Raw genomic sequence first — 17,503 nt, forward strand, 5'->3', positions numbered from 1 at the left:
TGGGGATCATGACATTCCGTAAGTGGGCAGTTCTCTTCAGCGGCGCTATGCTGGCTGCCGCCGTCTTGCTCGGTCTCTTCAATTATGCTGTGGACCCGTTTGGCGTGTTCGGGGACAAGCTGTTGAGATGGCATTCTTATAATATGGTGAATAATCCCCGTATCGCCAAGATTGCCTACCTGGATCAGTATCATGAACGTTATGATTCTTATATTATCGGGGGCTCGAAATCAAGCTCGCTGGACCCGGCACTGCTGAATCAATACTACGGGGATGCGAAATTTTACAGCATGCTGATGTACGGAGGGGACTTCCACGATTATGAGAAAACCCTCTATTATCTCGTGGAGCATTACGAAGTCAAGCACATCGTTCTTCATATGAGCTTGCAGGAAATCAGCCACTATAACGTCAATTCCGAGAGCTTCGATCCGAAGAAGAACCTGCATGCCAAAGTATCCGGACAATCGCTCGCCGGATTTTATTTCCGTTATTTAACGCTTCATCCGAAATACAGCCTCTCCAAGCTGGAGGGCTTGGCCAGAAGGGCCGTAGATCCGGACGAGTTTACCCAAATCAAGCCCGAGGACGGAGTTTATAACAAAGTGAAGAGGGATGCGGAAGAGCTGGGGAGCATCGAAGACTTCCTGGCCAATCATCCCGATTATGCCCTTCCCATAGGGAGGCTTGACGCCTCTGCCATGCATCAAAATGTGAAGGCATTAAGGCGGATGAAGGAATACTGCGAGGCAAGAGGGATCAGCTTCACCTTCGTGGCCGGTGCCGCCTCCGATACCGAGATGGCAAGCTACTCTTTGGAGGATTTAAAGAAGTACTGGATCGCACTCGCCGAAGTAACGGACTTCTGGGATTTCTCGGGCTATACGCCGATCAGCTCCGACCCCAGAAATTTCTACGACTCCATGCATTATAGAAACAGCGTCGGCCGGATGATGCTGGCTTATATGTTCCAAGACGAAACGGTTTACGTCCCGCCACAGCTTGGCCATTATACGACGAAGGAAAATGTGAAGGAGCACAGCGAGAGAATTTTTACGAAACCGCCCGTGGATTCGTGATTATTTTCACAAGATATGGGGGCGGGATGCGTTTATTCCTATTAAAGCTTTGAACCGACAGAGGGTGCTGTTCGCCTATAGATTATCAAACTCTGACAGCCAGAAATCTATAGGGGGCCATTATGCGAAGAATAGTTATCCTGATCTTGACTTTAGTCTTACTATCGGTGACAGCCTGTGCGAGCAGGGCGGAGACCATGCGGCAAGTCGGCCCGATTTGGTATGAAAACCAGGCCATCGTCCTGCTGTATCATGATGTGGTCGATTCCGGTGAAGGGGGAGCGGCGGACGAAGTCTCAACGATCCGTTCCGATCAGTTTGAGGCTCATTTGCTGGCTATGAGAGATAACGGCTACCGGATTATCTCCATGGAGGATTTTGTAGAGTTCATCCTGAATCAGAAACCGATCCCCGCCAATGCCGTCGTCATTACTTTCGATGACGGGTACGAAAATTTCTATACTCACGCATATCCCATTCTGCAAAAACACGGAGTGACGGCGAGCAATTTCATTATCGGAATTTATTCGGACACTTATTATCCGGACGCGGAGCCCCATCTAACTTGGGAACAGATGAAGGAGCTGAAACAGAATGGGATGGGAATTTACAGCCACACCTACAACCTGCATCGTACGGCGAATACGGGAACCGATCGGGCGGAATCGGCATTAACTCATAAACTGTTCCTGGAACAGAAAGAGAGGTTGGAAACCGATGACGAGTTCAAGCGAAGGATTAAGAGTGATCTGGAGTTTATGAACCGGCGGATTGCCGATGAGCTCGGGGAGCAGACGCCTCTGTTAGCTTTTCCCTATGGCGAATATACCGATTTGACGGTAGAATTAGCCGAGGAGGCCGGGATTCCCATCTTTTTTACAACCCGGGAAGGGATTAATTCCTCCACAGATAAGCTTGTATACCGAATTAATGCGGGGGAGCCTTATATGACTGCCGAAGCTTTGATTCAAATTTTGCAAAAATATAGCCAAACTTGAAAAATGAATGAACCGATCTTTCGTTTGGTTCGCCTATATAGAGCAGGTCTAATTGGAAGGTGAAGCAAATGGATAATATAGAGCGATTGGTAGGGCAATGCCGCGATGGAGATAAGGAGGCCTTCTTCCAGCTGGTAGAGCCGCTGTTGGGGCGTGCTTACCGGACGGCGTCCGCTATTTTGCGTTCCAGCCATTTGGCGGAGGATGCTATGCAAAATGCTCTTATGGAAGCTTATCAAGCCATTATGAATGGAAAGAAGATAAGAAATTTTACAAGCTGGTTCAATCATTTGGCGGCATGCCGTTCCCTTGATCTGGCCAGGCAAAGGTCCAGGCTGGCCAGCCGATCGGGAGATATTGACGAGGTCCAGCTTCCTGACGAACAGGCATCTCCAATGGAGGAGGTTCTGCAGAAGGAACTGGGGTCCGAGCTGTGGAATACGATCATGTCCTTGGATATTCACCACCGCTCCGTCATCGTCTTGTACTATTACCAGGAGCTGTCTATAGACGAAATAGCGGATGCCCTGGGCATCAAGAAAGGGACTGTCAAATCACGGCTGCATAATGCGAGATTGAAGCTGAGCCGCCTGGCCACACCATTAAATCCCAAGCAGGTGATCGGATGTTAGACAGGAAGGAAGAACAGCAATTTAAGCAACAATTGCAAAATTCTATAGATGAAGTTCCGGTTCCTGACTCTCTCCTTCAATTTGCCAAAGAAGTTCCCGCGAAGTACGAGCAGAGAAGCAAGGAATGGGCACCGCGGGCACATCGGACCAGAAGGAGGGTGCTTCCCAAAGCGGCCGCCGCCTGTGCGATATTGGTGGTTACCTCACTGGGGGCCATGCACGCTTCGCCGACCTTTGCCGAATGGATCAAAGATATCCCCGGGTTTTCCATTGCGGCGAAATGGCTGGATCTCATTCCCGGGGAAGATGGAGTCCGGAATGCGAAAGCCCATCATTACAGCCCGTTCGAACCGGTCGTGAAGCAGTTCGACGATATAACCGTCAGCATCACCGACGTGTATTTAAGCAATGACAAGCTTACTTATAAAGTGTTTATCAAGTCGAACAATCTTACAGAACATTCTTCCGCCAGAGAAGACGGCACTTATGCTGTGGATGAGAACGCTTATTCCTATTTCGTCACCGCTCCCGATCTTTCTGACCAGAGCAGAGGAGGCGGCGTGGTGATTCCGTCCGACGATGAGGCGAAGGAGCCGACGCAGATTATTTTCAATACGATAGATTTGAAGCCGGAGGACGTTAAGAAGTTTCTGGACCGGAAGCCGGAGGAGCTTGCTTTTCATATCGGTGTTTTGGGAAATCGCTCCAATTTGGTGGATACTTTGGAGATCAAGGTTCCTTTTAGACATACGGACTGGCTGGAGGACCGGATCATTCCGCTGAATCAACCGATCGCTGTGAACGACGATCCGGATCTGCAGGAGCTTGTGCTGGAGAGGATCAAGATTACGCCGACCGATACGTATCTCGATGTGAAAATTCCGGACTTCTCGAATTATTACCTGGCATTTGGCAGGTCCGAACCGTATCTGACCGATAATAAAGGCGGCATTTATCCGCTGTCCTATGACAGCCCGCACGATATCACCAGAAATAGGCAGGGAGGGGACGGAAACCTGCTGGTCTTCACATCCTCACCGTATTTCGACGAGTCGGTCACGAGCCTTACCCTTCATTTGAATGGAGTCCTGCTGACCGAAAGGGAGCCGAGCGCCAGGTTTACGATTTCTCCAAACGATTCCTTCCCGAAGGAGGTCTCTTTCAAGGGGAAAACATTGACCATAACGGATGCCTATTATGAAGACGTCTATTTGCATTTGAAAATCAAGAAGGAGCCGTCCGGCGGCAGCGGGTTAGGCATTCGGTTCAGCGCGGCGGAAGTCGCTATATGGGATGACCCCGAGCTGAGGAAATGGAGTGCCGCCGGCAATCCGATCGATGCGGGGTATGCCAGAGAACTGGATGACGACTTCTACGAAGCGCTCATCATTTCTCCCAAGCAAGATGTCTATGACATCGGGATGAATCGGGTCGATGATTATCTTCCGCTGAACCTGGAGCTTCCGATTGAACTGCCTCGATAAAGATTAGAGAAGATATGAAAAAGTACATTCAAAAAAACAGGCTTCGCTTATGGCGGAAGCCTGTTTTTTTTGGTATAAGGCGTGTATGCCGCGAACGCGGCATGGACGTCCGGCCTTGAAAATCCGTCTATTTTTATCATCTGCTGTTGCCGCGGTCCGAGACATGGGGGTCTAACTGGAAAAAACTAGGGTGATCAAGGGCGGTAGATGGAAACTAACTGGATTTCCTACAGTTAGTTTGCTCCATCAAGGGCGATAGCCGGAAACTAACTGGAAAAACTAGGGTGATAGCCGGAACTAACTGGATTTCCTACAGTTAGTTTGCTCTATCAAGGGCGATAGCCGGAAACTAACTGGAAAAACTACAGCTAGTTAGTGGAAAAAGGGCGATTTCAGCCAAAAACCCCGATTCTAAGTGTAGTTTTTCCATTTACTTTAATCACTTTCTATCATTCCCTTGAATCTACCTGTATAAAATACAGTTAGATCGTCGGCAATAGAAATCACGTGGGGGGTACGGATGATGAGCAGAGTGAGAGGCCGGCTTAGCCCAGTAAGCCAGAGCTCCCTTAGTCAGTTGAAAAGAGCGGTGAATGCCACCAGCAGCAGCAGAAAACCGCTGATCAGCGTTCCAAACTGTCCTATCGTAAACCGGCCGATGCGAACGTGAGTCAGCTTTACGCCAAAAGCGACTCCGGCCCAGACCGTCACGAAGCTGCCCACTGCGGCCAATATAGAAATAAGAATCGGAGAGAAGCCGAGCAGGCCTGCGCCGACTCCGTTGGTCAAGGCATTGGCGGAGAGGGCAACGCCCAGCACTATGGATTCAACCAAGCCGATGCTTTGGGAAGGGACGGCTGCGGCGTGGTCCTTGGCCTCCGCTTTGTGCTTGGAGCTTTGATTTTTCCGGGGGACGGCCAACAGCATGATCCGGATTCCAATAACGACCAGGATGAAGGATCCGAGGACTACGGGAAGAATCCCGGGCAGAATTTGGGATATCCACAGTCCGAAATAAATGCCGCATACGCTGAAGAGAAAACAAATGACGGCAATCAGCAGGTTCGACAGCAGGCTGATCCGAATATTGCGTATGCCATAAGACAGTCCCACACCCAAATTATCAATGCTTGACGAAAAGGTTAAAGCCGCAATGATAAGCCATGATGTCATTTCAACAAACTCCTTTAAGTTTTTTTTCCACATAGGAATCTTGAAGTTCTTTACAGCGTTAATATGATGTAAACAAAGATTCCTGTTGGCATAAAAAGCTACCTCTAAAACCGGGTTATTCATCTTCGAAGATGCTTCGTTGGGAGCTTTTTTTAATACATCATATGGGAATGTGTCGAAAAGTCATCTTGTCTCATCAAAAATGATTGCAATTTTAGCAAATTTGTTGATTTTTCCTCAACAGATAGTTGCAGCATTGGCTTTGCCAGGGCATGTGGTGCCGTTGGAAAAGGCCGGTCTTCTTGCCGCGGACCCTGTCCAGCCGTTCGGCCCGGGCGACTTTTACGGTCCTGCCCGCCGATTCCGCTTTCGACCAAAGGAACATTTTGTTCGCTGTTGAGATTTCTGCAACACTTTGTTATCCGATTCGGACACGGGCTCGAACGACTCAAAATGGAAGCGGAGGGCTTCTAAAATTTTCATTGACTATCCATCAGTTTCTTCAGCTTGTATTCTGTCGGAGATTCAGGATCGGGCGTATAGATGCTGCAGCGCAAATCGGCATTGCCCTGAACCTGCAAAGAGGTGAGATGGAACAGCATCTTGCCCGCTTTCGCATGCCGGAATTCAATCACTACTTCCGGGGCCGAGCTCACCTCGCTCTGTCTCCATAACCCGTCGAAATCGGGATGGACTCCCCTCATTTCCTCCAGAAATTGTTCGTACCATTCATCCTCCACATATTGACCGTAGTAGGCGCGGAATATTGCCAGAAAGCCTCTCACAAAATGCACCCAATTGACGGCCAGTCTCCTGAATTCTTTCCTGGTGAATAACAATCGGATCATATTCCGTTCTTCCGGAGCTATTTGTTCAAAATCCAGAAAGACATGGGAAGCGGCCGGATTCCAGCCGACAATCTGGCACCGCCGGTCGGAAATAATGGTCGGACAGAAGCGCAGCTCCTGCAAAATTCGTCTCAGTGACGCATTGATTTGAGGCAGTTCTTCCTTCAACCGGGCGGAAGCCCCCGGTCCCGTCTCCAAGGCTAGCGCAAACAGATATTTGCGTTCATCCACGGTCAATTGCAGAGCGGCCGCAATGCAGTCCAGCACCGATGCCGACACTTTAATATCGCGGCCCTGCTCCAGCCAGGTATACCAGGTCGTGCTGACTCCGGCCAATTGAGCGACCTCTTCTCTTCTAAGGCCGGGAGTTCTTCTGCGGGTACCCGCAGGAAGGCCTGCGGCTTGCGGAAGGATCTTGGCACGCTGTGATTTAAGAAATGCGGACAGGGCTTGCAGTCTTGTCTGACGATTCACGAATCGTCCTCCTTTCCTAGGCCATCCCAATATTATAGTAGTTATTATACTAGGATAATCTATAACTTGTAATAGGATAAAGGCTGTGGAAAGATATTAGTAATTTAATCAGCAAATCTAACGTTGGAGGGGAAACACGATGAACAGAGTGGTCATTACGGGAATGGGAATCATTTCGCCGCTCGGGAATGATGTGGATACGTACTGGTCCCGTCTCATCCGGGGCGAATCGGGGATAAGCGTCATTGATACTTTTGATACGACCGGGCATAAGGTTAAAATTGCCGGGCTGGTCCGGGGGTTTGATGCGGATGCGCGGTTTGGCCGCAGGGAAGCGCGCCGGCTGGACCGCTTCTGCCAATATGCCTTGGCTGCCGCCGAGCAGGCCTGGAATGATGCCTCTCTTTCGCCGGAGCAGCTTGATCCGGAGCGGCTTGGAGTATATGTAGGGTCCGGAATCGGCGGACTTCAGACCTTAATGGAGCAGGATGCGCTGCTGCTGGAACGTGGGCCGGAGCGGATCAGCCCGACGTTGGTGCCCATGATGATAGCCAATATGGCGGCTGCTCAGATCAGTATCAAGTACGGGGCATTGGGCCCGGCATTATCTCCCGTCACAGCCTGCTCCATCGGCAATACGGCGATCGGGGAGGCCTTCCGACTGATCCGCGGCGGCGGGGCCGATGTCATCATTGCCGGGGGTACGGAGGCGGCGGTTACGGAAATCTCCTTGGCGAGCTTTGCCAATGCCACAGCGTTGTCCCGGCGGAACGACGAACCGGCGCGAGCCAGCCGCCCGTTCGACGCCGAACGCGACGGATTTGTGATCGCCGAAGGAGCGGGGGTGCTTGTCCTCGAGTCCCTGGAGCATGCGCTGCGTCGGGGGGCTCGAATTTATGCCGAGGTCATCGGATATGGAGCCACCTCGGATGCCTATCATATCGTAGCCTCCGATCCGGAAGGCCGGGGAGCTTACCGGGCCATGAAGCAGGCGATTCGGGAGGCGGGAATAAGTCCGGAAGAGGTGGATGTCATCAGCGCACACGCTACCAGCACGGAAGTGGGAGACAAGGCGGAAACGATGGCGATTCGCAAGCTGCTGGGTGAACAAGCTTCCCGCGTTCCGGTAACGGCGAACAAATCGATGCTCGGCCATATGCTGGGGGCAGCCGGGGGCGCTGCGGCCGTAGCCCTGGTGAAGACTCTGCAGGAGGGGATTATCCCTCCTACCATTAATCAGGAATCCCGAGATCCGGATTGCGATTTGGATTACGTCCCCAATGCGGCACGGAAGGCCGATCTCACGGTCGGCCTGTCCAATTCCTTCGGATTCGGCGGGCATAATGCGGTTATCGTGCTGAAAGCTTACAGGGATTAGATTTGTTCCAAGATATCCAATATCACGTCGTTAAATTTCTCCTTCTGATCCAGCATCGTCACATGTCCGGCGTCCGGAACGGAGCAAAACCGCTTGAGCGGCGCTTCAATATGGAGGAAAAATTGTTTCGCCAATGAATAGGGCGTTTGCCAATCCCGTTCGCCATGAATATAAAATACAGGCGCTTGATATTGGGTGCCCAGAGCCGGAAGATCAAATTCTTCCATTAAATATTTCCAAATATGGCGCTGCCCTTCTTCAAAGGCTTTGGATTTCAAAAAATAGCTCACATCTTTGAGAGTATAAAATGGCGAGCATACCGCGTTTAGGATAAGCTCCGGAGTAGGACCCGCCGCCAGCTTATATTTACACCGCAACCTATCGAGGAAAAGTTACGTTGTAATAGGTGAGGTGATGTTGGATGACAAGACTATTTTTGTCAGGATTTGTTATTGTGCTTCTGGTCATAACGGGGTGTCGGTCTTCGGAAGAAACAGAGCACAGGCCGTCGTCGGCCCCGAATCCTTATGAAGAGCTCAATCGGCAGAAGGACGAGGTGAAGGAAGGGGATTTCGTCTATCGTCTTGTTACGGAAAAATCGGAATATCGCGGGGAGGAACCGGTCGTTCTGTACGCGGAGCTGGAATACGTAGGCGATAAGAAAGAGGTCACGATTTATCACGCGGCATCGCCATTCTATTTTCCGATGACGGAGAAAACCCGGGGCTACAGCATTGAATACAGTATGCCGCAGCCGCTTGTCAGCACAACTCTCAAGCAGGGGGAGCCCATTCGTGAGGACTACTCGAAGAGCGGCGGATATAGTCAAGAGGATGATCCCCAATACATCGCCTTCATAAAGAAATTGTGGGACAGCGGGTTTCCTGCCGGGTACTATGTAGTTGACGGTGTTGCCGAATTTTGGATAGAATTGGACAAGGTTGGTCAGGACAATGAAGAATATCGGATAAAGGCGGAAATTGATTTCAAGGTCGTTGAGTGAAGGAGGGTGCCGGGAGAATGAATCATTTCCGAATCGATATGGATGGGAGGAGGGGCGGACCCTGGATGGGCCACTGCCTTTCGGAAACGGGATGCATTTGGCTGGCGGACACCCCGCAAGATGTGCTGGATAAAGCCGCGTCCGAAATTGTTAAATTCCAGCAATGGCTGAGCCGTCATGGCGAACCTGTAACTCTGCCTGTGGACATTAATGAAATGACGGTTCAATTAGGAGAGCAGTATGAAATCTCTGATTTTCGAATTTCCGGAGCGGCCGTCGGTATGTTCGAAGCGGATTATACTCCTGTCACGGACCAAGATATCGCCACGGTCGTTCGCCGTCTCGGTTATGCCAGAAGAGAGCTGCTGGAGACGGTGGAGGGGCTGCCGGAGACGGCTTTGGATTGGCAGCCGCCCTCTGGAAAAAGAACGATCCGACAAAATTTGCACCACGTCAGGAATTGTCATGGCTGGTATTTGACCCGGGTTCTGGGCTGGGACAAGGTTGCCGAAATCCTTCCCGAGCCTTGGCCGGAGGAAACGTGGGAGAGCATGCGCTGGGTGATGGAGCGGGCGGTTGATACACTGCTGTCTTTGCCTGCAGAGCTGAGACAAGGGGAATTTCAGGCAGAGAAGCCCAGAGAGATATGGACTCCCCGGAAAATGCTGCGCCGCTTCGTTGAACACGAACGTGAACATGCCGCCATTGTGAAGCAGACCGTCGAAGTATACCATGCCTGTGTAAAGAATGGTTAGCGTTTTCAGAAACTGCAGTCTGATCCCATGAGCCTCAATTTGCATGGAAGAAAGCAAGAGGAGATGAGAGGATGCCAAACTTGCTGCATACGTTCGACAGGATGCCTGTTGAGTTACGGCACTATCTATCAGTAGATTCCAAGGTGTCCGTTATTAAGGAGAAATCAAGAGCCTCCGTCTATCGAATGGACCAGGAGGATGTTTTATATCTGAAAATAACACCTAAGGGAGAGCTACATCATGAGGCTGTGATGACGAGATATTTAAGCGGCCTTGGTCTATGTGCCAAGGTGCTTCTCTATGTTCAGGATGACCGGCACGATTATCTGGTTACTGAACAGGTTAAAGGGAAGGATGCCGCAGATGAGGAATATCTCGGGCAGCCGGAACGGCTATGTGAGGTTTTTGCCGAAAGTCTTGTCCGATTACATACAATGGGGGTAGAAGATTGCCCGCGGGATAACGGTTTGGAGAGGATGGTCGAGCGTGCCAAAGAAAATTACCGGGACGGGAAAGCAGACCGGAGTCTCCTTCGCTATATGGGCTATGAAAGCAGGGACGAGGCCTACAGGGAGCTGCTTTTGCTCGAAGATCACTCCATAAGTGACGACAGGGTTGTCATTCATGGCGATTACTCCCTGCCTAATGTGATATTAAACGAGTTTGAATTCAGCGGATATGTGGATGTTGGCTATGGAGGGAGCGGTGATCGGCACTATGATCTTTTCTGGGCGCTCTGGTCTTTGCAATTTAATTTGCAAAGCGGCCGGTATTCCGAACGCTTCCTAGACGCCTACGGCAGAGATCGAGTGGATGATGCCCGGCTCCGCCTGTGCGGCCTCGTGTCTGCCTTTAACGGTTTCCGGGGACAGGATTATTATGATTAATAAGAGGGGTCCTATGAAAATTGAAGTCAAGCTGACGACTAAAGAGGAAGCCAGAGGGAAGGGTATGGCGGAACAGGCTGCCGTCCAAGTGTTTGAAAAATTCAGAGGAAGCTGGCAGTTATTTACGAATCCATCGGAAAAAAATATTGCAGGTCAAAAGTTTTGGCGAAAGACGGTATCTAACTATACCAAGGGTCAATACGAAGAAACGGTGGGGACGACTTTTGACGGATATAAGATGATTTTCAGCTTTCAGAACGCTTAATGGATAGTGCGCATTCTATATGATTGTAATTTTTATGAGGACCCATAAAGTGTGCTCCGGCGAGCCAATTGTGCATGGTAAGTGCTTAGAATATAGGAGGACAAGGAATGGGAACAAGTTTGTTAGATGATATTATGGCTACTGCGGAAAGCTTTACTAACAACTTTTCGGATAAAGGTCACTTTGATTATAGTGTGGAAAGCTTGCATGGAGTAGAACAAATTTTAGAAGAAGTATGTGATTATGAGTTGGATGAGGACACTCTCAATTCCGTGTCTTCCATGGTTGGATGCTATATTTTCGAGGTAGCAAGAAGAAATTTCGGCGGTAAATACTATTGGATGAAAGAAAAAGAGCAGCCCGTTCTGGTTACAGGCGAACCGTCGTTTTCCGTATCCATCTATGCTTTTGACAAAGTTAAGGGAAGATTAGTCAATGGCAAAGAGGATCATATTCCGTTCTACTTCGAAGGCTATATTAAAGCAGTTGAAAATGGAAGAAACACAGGCACTTGTTCCGTTGTGGTTTAGCTGGACTAGAGAAAATGCATAAGAAAGAGGGATTGCCGTGACCGGTTACTTTTGGCAAGGCTATAAGGTCAGGCTTAGACCTACCCAGCCGAGCGATTGGGAGGACTGGAGAAGGGAAAGCTCCGACAGCGACGGCATAAGGCTGATGGAGTGGGGAATTCAGCTTCCGGTGGACGATTTCAATGTGCGCGAAATGTCGGAGAAATACGACCATTTTAAAGATGATTATAGAAAGATGTTCGCGATAGAAACTTATTCCAACCAACTCGCAGGTCTGATCAACCTGAATACCATTGACTACAAGAACGGCACCTTCAGCTTTGGATTGGGAACGAACCGGGCGTACAGAAATCAAGGATATGCTTCAGAAGCGGTTAGAATTATTTTAAGGTACGGATTCCATGAATTAAGGCTGCAAAAATGCAACTCCAGTTGCGTAGACATTAATGAGCCATCGATTAAGCTGCACAGGAAACTTGGCTTTAGGGAAGAAGGATTAAGGAGAAGGGTCATCTATATGAACGGCCGTTACTATGACAATTTGTTGTTTGGGATCACGAAGGAAGAGTTTGACGAGAATGACCGGATATACATATCGAATCATGAAGCATAGGGGATTAGGCGGCAGCGACCACCCTACAAAAAAACACTAGCCCGTCATTTCATGCGGACTAGTGTTTTTGACATCTTTGAAAAGACTTCGTTAGGATCTTTTTTACAAGTACTAAGGGGACAGTTGCTGCTTTAAATAGTGTACCCATCGGTTATGAAATTCCGATTCTGTGCAGTGAAAGATTTCCCGGTAACCGGCCGGATTCCTAATGAGTTGATTCAGTTTAATCAATCCGTATTCCTTCGAGATGAATTCGATAATTTTATAAGAGAATTGAAATCCCTTCATCGTTTCAAAATCCCACGAGTCATTATTCAATTCCTGAAAGGAAGGGACGCTTCCCTGCCGAATGGCTTCAGAGATGGACTTTAGCGTGTTTTGGGCGATTTTGAAAAGCCAAGTAAATAGGCTGCATTCCTTTCGGAAAGAAGGCCACTTCTCCGTAGCTTTCAAAAATACCTGCTGTGTTAAATCGTCCGCCCTATCGGATTCAACCTTCATAGAGAGATATTTGCGAATTTTGGAATGAAATTGATGGTAGATAAGTTCTAAAGTTTCCTGCTTCCCTTGATTATCCGGATAACCAAGGTTTTTTTTGTCATGAGCTCCTGACATGGATTAACCTCCTTCGACCTTACACATAATTAGACTTCGCAGAGGAGGAAAAGGCCACAGAATTATAAAAATAACTCAGCCATCATTTTAAATAAAGTTCGGCAGGCCTGACCGCAGGCGGATCAGCATGTCCTATTGCCCTTTACGAAGTCTTAATGCCTGTCGATGCCCATATAGATGATAGGAGTAAACATAACGGGGCGAAGGGAGAGTCAGCCGGTTATGAAGCAGAGAATCACGGTGGAGCAAGTCCTTCAATTAAGTGAAGAGCAGAGGGGGAGGGTACGGCAGCTATGGACCCCGGATAACGGAGACCGGGTTCTGTATCGCTCCAAGGAAGGAGTCATTACGGGAATAGACAGTTTGAATGCGGGAGGAACCTTTTTTGTAGAGACGATAGACAAGAAATGGCGGGCCCTGTTAGTTGAAAAAAAGGAATGTATACCGCTGCTTTCTATCGGTCAGATGGTGGAATTAATCGCTGCTATACACGAAGAAGGGGATGAAAGCCTTAACGCCATCTTCCCGAAGATGGAGGAATGGACGGCCGGGGAGCTTTGTGACCGGCTTTATGAAGCTATCCGAACCCATCTTTAGGCGGGCATCCCTGTCTCGCAAGTCGGCTAGTCTGTCGTGGGAGAAAGTGTATCCTCTGCAAGAGGAGATTCTAGCTGATCTATGAATGCTGAAGGGGGAGCAGTTTGGAAATATAGGGATATTAATGGATGGAGGGCTTGCCCGGAAGTCGTATTTTGCGATGAAATCAACCTGCAACGCGCGCGCTGCTCCCGCGGGCGTTGCAGCGCTGCATGGCGGGTGGCCGGACTCCCATGATTGCTGCGATCTGTCAAAAAGCCCCTCCCTGCTCTAACAGCAGAAAGGGGAGAATAGTTAATGATGTATAGTCAATGTTGACTATTTGGTCGAAAAATAAATGCCTGTCAGGATCTGCGGCTTCTGGAAAAAAGCGGCTGCCCGGCATCCCAACGGAAAGTGAGGCTGGCCATGAGGACTAGCCCGAGAGTGAATGCTGCGATGATCCCGATGTAAGGCAGTGTGGCTCCCGGATCGCCACGTTAAAAAAAGGGGTAGGGCCGCTATGCGTAGAATATACAAGAGAAACGCGATGAATAGGGAAACACACTATAAAGTAACCTTAACATGGAAAGGCGGGGATCCTAATGGGTTTTCATTTGCAAGAAGCGACCATTCAAGAAATCCGGCAAGCGTTCGCGTCAGGGGAGTTGACTTCCAGACGGCTTACCCTTATGTACCTCGAACGGATAGCGGAATTCGATAAAGCCGGTTCTTCACTTAATTCGGTGCTGGAGCTGAACCCGGACGCCCTGTACATTGCGGAAGCCTTGGATCTGGAAAGGGCAGAGGGCCGGATCAGAGGTCCGCTTCACGGTATCCCTGTTCTGCTGAAGGATAATATCAACACGGCGGACAAAATGCATACAAGCGCCGGTACACTCGCCCTTGCGGACTCGTTCGCTCCGGAGGATGCATTCCTGGTCAAGAGGCTGCGGGAACAGGGCGCCGTCATTATCGGCAAAGCAAATATGACGGAGCTGGCCAATTTCATGTCCGATGTCATGCCCAGCGGGTACAGTTCCCGGGGCGGGCAGGTACTGAATCCCTATGGCCCCGGAAAATTCGACCCGGGAGGGTCCAGTACCGGTTCGGCGGTTGCCGTGGCGGCGAATCTGTGTACGGTAGCCGTCGGCACGGAGACATCGGGATCGATTCTGGATCCCGCTTGCTGCAACAGCATTGTCGGGATTAAGCCGACACTTGGTTTAATTAGCCGGACAGGGATATGTCCTATCACCTATACCCAGGACACCGCAGGCCACTTGGCCAGGACGGTGGAGGATGCGGCGATCCTTCTGGAAGCGATGACGGGGATAGATCCGGAGGATCCTGAGACTTGGGCAAGCCGGGGCAGAGAACCTTCCGATTACAGGTCTTGTCTCGACCCGTCCGGTCTTGCCGGAGCGCGAATCTGCATCAATCGAGGGTATGAGGAAGAGTTTACGGCGGAAGAGAAGGCACTGATTGACCAATGCATAAGAAGGATGGAGGAAGCCGGGGCCGAAATCGTCGAACATATCGATCTTCCTCACATAGCGGATCATTCCTGTGTGCTGCTATACGAATTCAAGTCGGCTCTCAACCGATATCTGGCGGCGCTCGACCCGAGATTGCCGGTCAAGAGCCTGAGGGATATCATTGAATTCAACAACTATCATGCCGAGGAGGCTCTGAAATACGGCCAATCGCTGCTTCTGCGCGCAGAGCATGACACCTCGGGCACCCTTACGGAAGCACAATATATCCGCGACCGGCTGCAGGATTGGAGGAGGTCACGGGAGGAGGGAATTGATCGTTTGCTGCAGGAGTATTCACTGGATGCCCTGTTCTGCCCGGGAGTGACGGATTCTCCTGCGGTGTCGGGCTATCCGTCGATAATCGTTCCGGCCGGCTTTACGGAGACCGGCAAGCCCTTCGGCGTGGCCTTCACCGGCACGGCCTACAGCGAGTCGACGCTGATTCGCATTGCCTATTCTTTCGAGCAGAGGGTCAACGCCCGTATCCCGCCCATATTGGAATGAAGGTGCGAATAGCTATCGATAGTTCAGTCCTCTATGCTGTTCGGGGGCTGTTCTTTTTGAAAAAATAAGAAAGTATAAGTTTCACCTTATATCTGTTCTTACCACATTAGAAAGTTTAAGTTCATTAAAGCATTAAAGTGGAACAAACTTTCTAATTGGCATAAAAAGCTACCTTTAAAACCGGGTTATTCGTCTTCGAAGTGGCTCCGTTAGGAGCTTTTTTTATATTTCATCGGTAAACGGGCCTTTCCAAAGGACGGTGATAGCCGTTAATCCTTGGTGCCCTAATCAAAGCCCGGAACTCTTGGCTGGGGATGAAATCGGGGAAGGATTTGATATTATATAAAGGTGTAAAATCTGATATGATAAAGCAATAGCAATAGCAAAAGCAATAGCAATAGCAAAACAATAGCAATAGTAACGGCATGCGGGATGCGCGCTTGCACGAATAAGATAAGAATACTTCTAGGTGAAAGGATGTACCGGATGAAGTTCAGACCTTGTATCGATCTTCACGATGGAAAAGTAAAGCAGATTGTCGGCTCCAGCCTTAATGATGATAGTAGTGACTCCCTGGTCACCAATTTTGAAGCCGAGATGTCCGCGGCCGATTATGCGCGTCTGTACGCGAAGGATGGCCTTACCGGAGGGCATGTCATCATGCTGGGACCCGGCAATGAAGAAGCGGCTTTGTCCGCGCTGCAGGCTTATCCGGGAGGGCTGCAGCTGGGCGGCGGCATCAACGCGGACAATGCGAAGAAATATATCGAAGCGGGAGCTAGCCACGTTATAGTAACCTCTTATGTGTTCCAGAACGGGCAAATCGACTTCGAGCGGTTGTCCGGACTTGTGAAGCTTATTGGCAAGGAAAGGCTGGTACTGGATCTAAGCTGCCGAAAACGCGGCGACACTTACTATGTAGTCACGGATCGTTGGCAGAAGTTCACTTCTTATGAAATCACCAAACATAATCTGGACGAGCTGTCGGCTTACTGCGACGAGTTTTTGATTCATGCCGTCGATGTGGAAGGGCTATGCCGCGGAATCGAAACGGAGCTCGTCGAGAAGCTGGGGGAATGGGTCACTATTCCGACGACCTATGCGGGAGGGGCTTCTCAATACTCGGACCTGAATCTGGTTAAGGAACTGGGACAGGGGAAAATTGATTTGACGATCGGCAGCGCCCTCGATATTTTCGGCGGCAAGATTCCTTACCGGGATGTCGTACAATGGAGAGGATAACAGATTAATCCTTTCGACCAAAAGCTGCTATGGTATAGGTAAGGTATCCATTTGGAGAAAGCTGTTGAATTCACGGTCTTCGAATGGATACTCGTTATCCTATCCTAAACCTTCCACGTAATTCTTCTCATCTCGCTCCCCTTTTTAATTTATCTTAAATTGACTCTATTTTTCACCAACTAACTACCTTCAAATTATATCTCCGCCTGACGCACTCCAACAGACTAACTTCAACAGACAATCTCTAGCTGACAATCCCTAACCGACTATCTTCAACTGGCTATCCCAAACTGATGCTCTTCAACTGACTATCAACTAACTATCAACTAACTATTCCCACCTGACTATCTTTAACTAAGCATCTCTAACTGACTAACTCTAACTGACTAACTCTAACTGACTAACTCTAACTGACTAACTCTAACTGACTAACTCTAACTAACTATCTCTACCTAACTATCTCAACGTCTGTCTGTCTGATATACTTTTTGATTTCTCGTACAGCTCCCCTTCCTCTCCGGTTACTGCTTACTTACCCCGAAAAGTGTCCTTTCTCTCGCTTGATCTCCGATTCTCTCTATGGACAGCTTTGATAAAGGCCGTTCAAAATAACTACGCGAACTAAAACTACCGGAATGGGGCCTAGGACGCTTATGACTTGATTTGGCAATAGTCCCTCCTAATTTCTCTTAGTGCTTCAGTGACTTAAATTCCTGCGAAAGTGCAGTTTTTTTCAACGAAATCCGGTTGTCAGAAGGAAAAGCCTGCGAAAGTGCACGAATTTCAATTTCAAACCTGCGTCCGAGGCCATTAACGGGAAAAAAGCATGCATTTTTGGAGCGACCAAGCCTAGGTCGAGTGAGGTAGCAGGTGTGAACCCTGCTTGGAAAGACGCCAACCACGTCGCCA

General features: G+C 49.5%; 19 protein-coding genes. 14 read left to right on the forward strand and 5 right to left on the reverse strand.

The window, feature by feature from the left end; translation table 11 throughout:
• Nucleotides 1-8: 8 nt before the first annotated feature.
• The 4 genes from FS806_RS15845 to FS806_RS15860 all read left to right on the forward strand — a co-directional run bounded on the left by FS806_RS15845 (nucleotide 9) and on the right by FS806_RS15860 (nucleotide 4,193).
• The gene (locus FS806_RS15845; protein ID WP_144938464.1) at nucleotides 9-1,079 is read left to right on the forward strand and encodes a hypothetical protein; all 1,071 of its coding nucleotides are present in this window, start codon (nucleotides 9-11) and stop codon (nucleotides 1,077-1,079) included.
• 122 nt (nucleotides 1,080-1,201) lie between these two features.
• Entirely contained in the window at nucleotides 1,202-2,077 is an 876-nt protein-coding gene (locus FS806_RS15850; RefSeq protein ID WP_144938467.1) for a polysaccharide deacetylase family protein, read from the forward strand.
• 68 nt (nucleotides 2,078-2,145) lie between these two features.
• Nucleotides 2,146-2,709 carry an RNA polymerase sigma factor gene (locus FS806_RS15855; RefSeq protein ID WP_144938470.1) on the forward strand — a complete coding sequence of 188 codons (564 nt, stop codon included), beginning with the start codon at nucleotides 2,146-2,148 and terminating at the stop codon, nucleotides 2,707-2,709.
• A complete protein-coding gene (locus tag FS806_RS15860) occupies nucleotides 2,703-4,193 on the forward strand; it encodes a DUF4179 domain-containing protein (RefSeq protein WP_144938473.1) in 1,491 nt (496 codons plus the stop codon). Before FS806_RS15855 ends, FS806_RS15860 begins: the two co-directional genes overlap by 7 nt.
• Before the next feature lie 573 nt (nucleotides 4,194-4,766).
• Here FS806_RS15860 and ytaF read toward each other — a convergent pair.
• Both ytaF and FS806_RS15870 read right to left on the reverse strand, forming a co-directional pair.
• On the reverse strand, nucleotides 4,767-5,366 hold the full coding sequence (ytaF, locus tag FS806_RS15865) for a sporulation membrane protein YtaF (RefSeq protein WP_144938476.1): 600 nt from the start codon (nucleotides 5,364-5,366) through the stop codon (nucleotides 4,767-4,769).
• A gap of 479 nt (nucleotides 5,367-5,845) precedes the next feature.
• A complete protein-coding gene (locus FS806_RS15870; protein ID WP_144938479.1) occupies nucleotides 5,846-6,688 on the reverse strand; it encodes a helix-turn-helix transcriptional regulator in 843 nt (280 codons plus the stop codon).
• A gap of 139 nt (nucleotides 6,689-6,827) precedes the next feature.
• Here FS806_RS15870 and fabF point away from each other — a divergent pair, with 139 nt between their 5' ends.
• The gene (fabF, locus tag FS806_RS15875; protein ID WP_144938482.1) at nucleotides 6,828-8,066 is read left to right on the forward strand and encodes a beta-ketoacyl-ACP synthase II; all 1,239 of its coding nucleotides are present in this window, start codon (nucleotides 6,828-6,830) and stop codon (nucleotides 8,064-8,066) included.
• Here the strand turns inward: fabF and FS806_RS15880 are convergent.
• The gene (locus FS806_RS15880) at nucleotides 8,063-8,293 is read right to left on the reverse strand and encodes an alpha/beta fold hydrolase (RefSeq protein ID WP_222126679.1); all 231 of its coding nucleotides are present in this window, start codon (nucleotides 8,291-8,293) and stop codon (nucleotides 8,063-8,065) included. The genes fabF and FS806_RS15880 overlap by 4 nt on opposite strands.
• 194 nt (nucleotides 8,294-8,487) lie before the next feature.
• Between FS806_RS15880 and FS806_RS15885 the strand changes: the two genes are divergently transcribed.
• The 6 genes from FS806_RS15885 (at nucleotide 8,488) to FS806_RS15910 (ending at nucleotide 12,119) form a co-directional block, all read left to right on the forward strand.
• The gene (locus FS806_RS15885) at nucleotides 8,488-9,069 is read left to right on the forward strand and encodes a hypothetical protein (RefSeq protein ID WP_186328386.1); all 582 of its coding nucleotides are present in this window, start codon (nucleotides 8,488-8,490) and stop codon (nucleotides 9,067-9,069) included.
• Between the two features lie 17 nt (nucleotides 9,070-9,086).
• Nucleotides 9,087-9,824, forward strand: coding sequence for a DinB family protein (locus FS806_RS15890; RefSeq protein ID WP_144938487.1), 738 nt, complete (start codon nucleotides 9,087-9,089; stop codon nucleotides 9,822-9,824).
• A gap of 71 nt (nucleotides 9,825-9,895) precedes the next feature.
• Nucleotides 9,896-10,711, forward strand: coding sequence for an aminoglycoside 3'-phosphotransferase (locus FS806_RS15895; RefSeq protein ID WP_144938489.1), 816 nt, complete (start codon nucleotides 9,896-9,898; stop codon nucleotides 10,709-10,711).
• 13 nt (nucleotides 10,712-10,724) lie between these two features.
• A complete protein-coding gene (locus FS806_RS15900) occupies nucleotides 10,725-10,976 on the forward strand; it encodes a hypothetical protein (protein WP_144938492.1) in 252 nt (83 codons plus the stop codon).
• 107 nt (nucleotides 10,977-11,083) lie between these two features.
• Nucleotides 11,084-11,506, forward strand: coding sequence for a hypothetical protein (locus FS806_RS15905; RefSeq protein WP_144938495.1), 423 nt, complete (start codon nucleotides 11,084-11,086; stop codon nucleotides 11,504-11,506).
• Between the two features lie 37 nt (nucleotides 11,507-11,543).
• Complete coding sequence (locus FS806_RS15910; protein WP_186328387.1) at nucleotides 11,544-12,119, forward strand: GNAT family N-acetyltransferase; 576 nt, start codon at nucleotides 11,544-11,546, stop codon at nucleotides 12,117-12,119.
• Nucleotides 12,120-12,230: 111 nt separating this feature from the next.
• Here the strand turns inward: FS806_RS15910 and FS806_RS15915 are convergent, their stop codons facing one another.
• Nucleotides 12,231-12,734: a sigma factor gene (locus FS806_RS15915; protein ID WP_144938501.1), complete on the reverse strand. Its 504-nt coding sequence runs from the start codon at nucleotides 12,732-12,734 to the stop codon at nucleotides 12,231-12,233.
• Nucleotides 12,735-12,956: 222 nt separating this feature from the next.
• Here FS806_RS15915 and FS806_RS15920 point away from each other — a divergent pair, with 222 nt between their 5' ends.
• The 3 genes from FS806_RS15920 (at nucleotide 12,957) to hisA (ending at nucleotide 16,594) form a co-directional block, all read left to right on the forward strand.
• Nucleotides 12,957-13,331, forward strand: a complete 375-nt coding sequence (locus FS806_RS15920; protein ID WP_144938504.1) for a hypothetical protein — start codon at nucleotides 12,957-12,959, stop codon at nucleotides 13,329-13,331.
• A 584-nt stretch (nucleotides 13,332-13,915) separates the two neighbouring features.
• A complete protein-coding gene (locus tag FS806_RS15925) occupies nucleotides 13,916-15,352 on the forward strand; it encodes an amidase family protein (RefSeq protein WP_144938507.1) in 1,437 nt (478 codons plus the stop codon).
• A 486-nt stretch (nucleotides 15,353-15,838) separates the two neighbouring features.
• Entirely contained in the window at nucleotides 15,839-16,594 is a 756-nt protein-coding gene (gene hisA / locus FS806_RS15930) for a phosphoribosylformimino-5-aminoimidazole carboxamide ribotide isomerase (protein WP_144938510.1), read from the forward strand.
• 689 nt (nucleotides 16,595-17,283) lie between these two features.
• Here the strand turns inward: hisA and FS806_RS26220 are convergent.
• Nucleotides 17,284-17,503: hypothetical protein (locus tag FS806_RS26220; RefSeq protein ID WP_222126680.1), on the reverse strand; the 220-nt coding region annotated here is incomplete at its 5' end.

Origin of the sequence: Paenibacillus sp. 32O-W, assembly GCF_007679495.1 — a bacterium.
GTDB classification, from domain to species: Bacteria; Bacillota; Bacilli; order Paenibacillales; family NBRC-103111; genus Paenibacillus_L; species Paenibacillus_L residui.

Bases quoted from the DNA above. Each gene is read 5' to 3' on its own strand.
- FS806_RS15845 (WP_144938464.1), top strand. From the start codon at position 9: ATGACATTCCGTAAGTGGGCAGTTCTCTTCAGCGGCGCTATGCTGGCT.
- FS806_RS15855 (WP_144938470.1), top strand. From the start codon at position 2,146: ATGGATAATATAGAGCGATTGGTAGGGCAATGCCGCGATGGAGATAAG.
- FS806_RS15885 (WP_186328386.1), top strand. From the start codon at position 8,488: ATGACAAGACTATTTTTGTCAGGATTTGTTATTGTGCTTCTGGTCATA.
- FS806_RS15920 (WP_144938504.1), top strand. From the start codon at position 12,957: ATGAAGCAGAGAATCACGGTGGAGCAAGTCCTTCAATTAAGTGAAGAG.
- FS806_RS15860 (WP_144938473.1), top strand. From the start codon at position 2,703: ATGTTAGACAGGAAGGAAGAACAGCAATTTAAGCAACAATTGCAAAAT.
- FS806_RS15895 (WP_144938489.1), top strand. From the start codon at position 9,896: ATGCCAAACTTGCTGCATACGTTCGACAGGATGCCTGTTGAGTTACGG.
- ytaF (WP_144938476.1), bottom strand. From the start codon at position 5,366: ATGACATCATGGCTTATCATTGCGGCTTTAACCTTTTCGTCAAGCATT.
- FS806_RS15880 (WP_222126679.1), bottom strand. From the start codon at position 8,293: ATGGAAGAATTTGATCTTCCGGCTCTGGGCACCCAATATCAAGCGCCT.
- FS806_RS15905 (WP_144938495.1), top strand. From the start codon at position 11,084: ATGGGAACAAGTTTGTTAGATGATATTATGGCTACTGCGGAAAGCTTT.
- fabF (WP_144938482.1), top strand. From the start codon at position 6,828: ATGAACAGAGTGGTCATTACGGGAATGGGAATCATTTCGCCGCTCGGG.
- FS806_RS15915 (WP_144938501.1), bottom strand. From the start codon at position 12,734: ATGTCAGGAGCTCATGACAAAAAAAACCTTGGTTATCCGGATAATCAA.
- FS806_RS15925 (WP_144938507.1), top strand. From the start codon at position 13,916: ATGGGTTTTCATTTGCAAGAAGCGACCATTCAAGAAATCCGGCAAGCG.
- hisA (WP_144938510.1), top strand. From the start codon at position 15,839: ATGAAGTTCAGACCTTGTATCGATCTTCACGATGGAAAAGTAAAGCAG.
- FS806_RS15890 (WP_144938487.1), top strand. From the start codon at position 9,087: ATGAATCATTTCCGAATCGATATGGATGGGAGGAGGGGCGGACCCTGG.
- FS806_RS15900 (WP_144938492.1), top strand. From the start codon at position 10,725: ATGAAAATTGAAGTCAAGCTGACGACTAAAGAGGAAGCCAGAGGGAAG.
- FS806_RS15850 (WP_144938467.1), top strand. From the start codon at position 1,202: ATGCGAAGAATAGTTATCCTGATCTTGACTTTAGTCTTACTATCGGTG.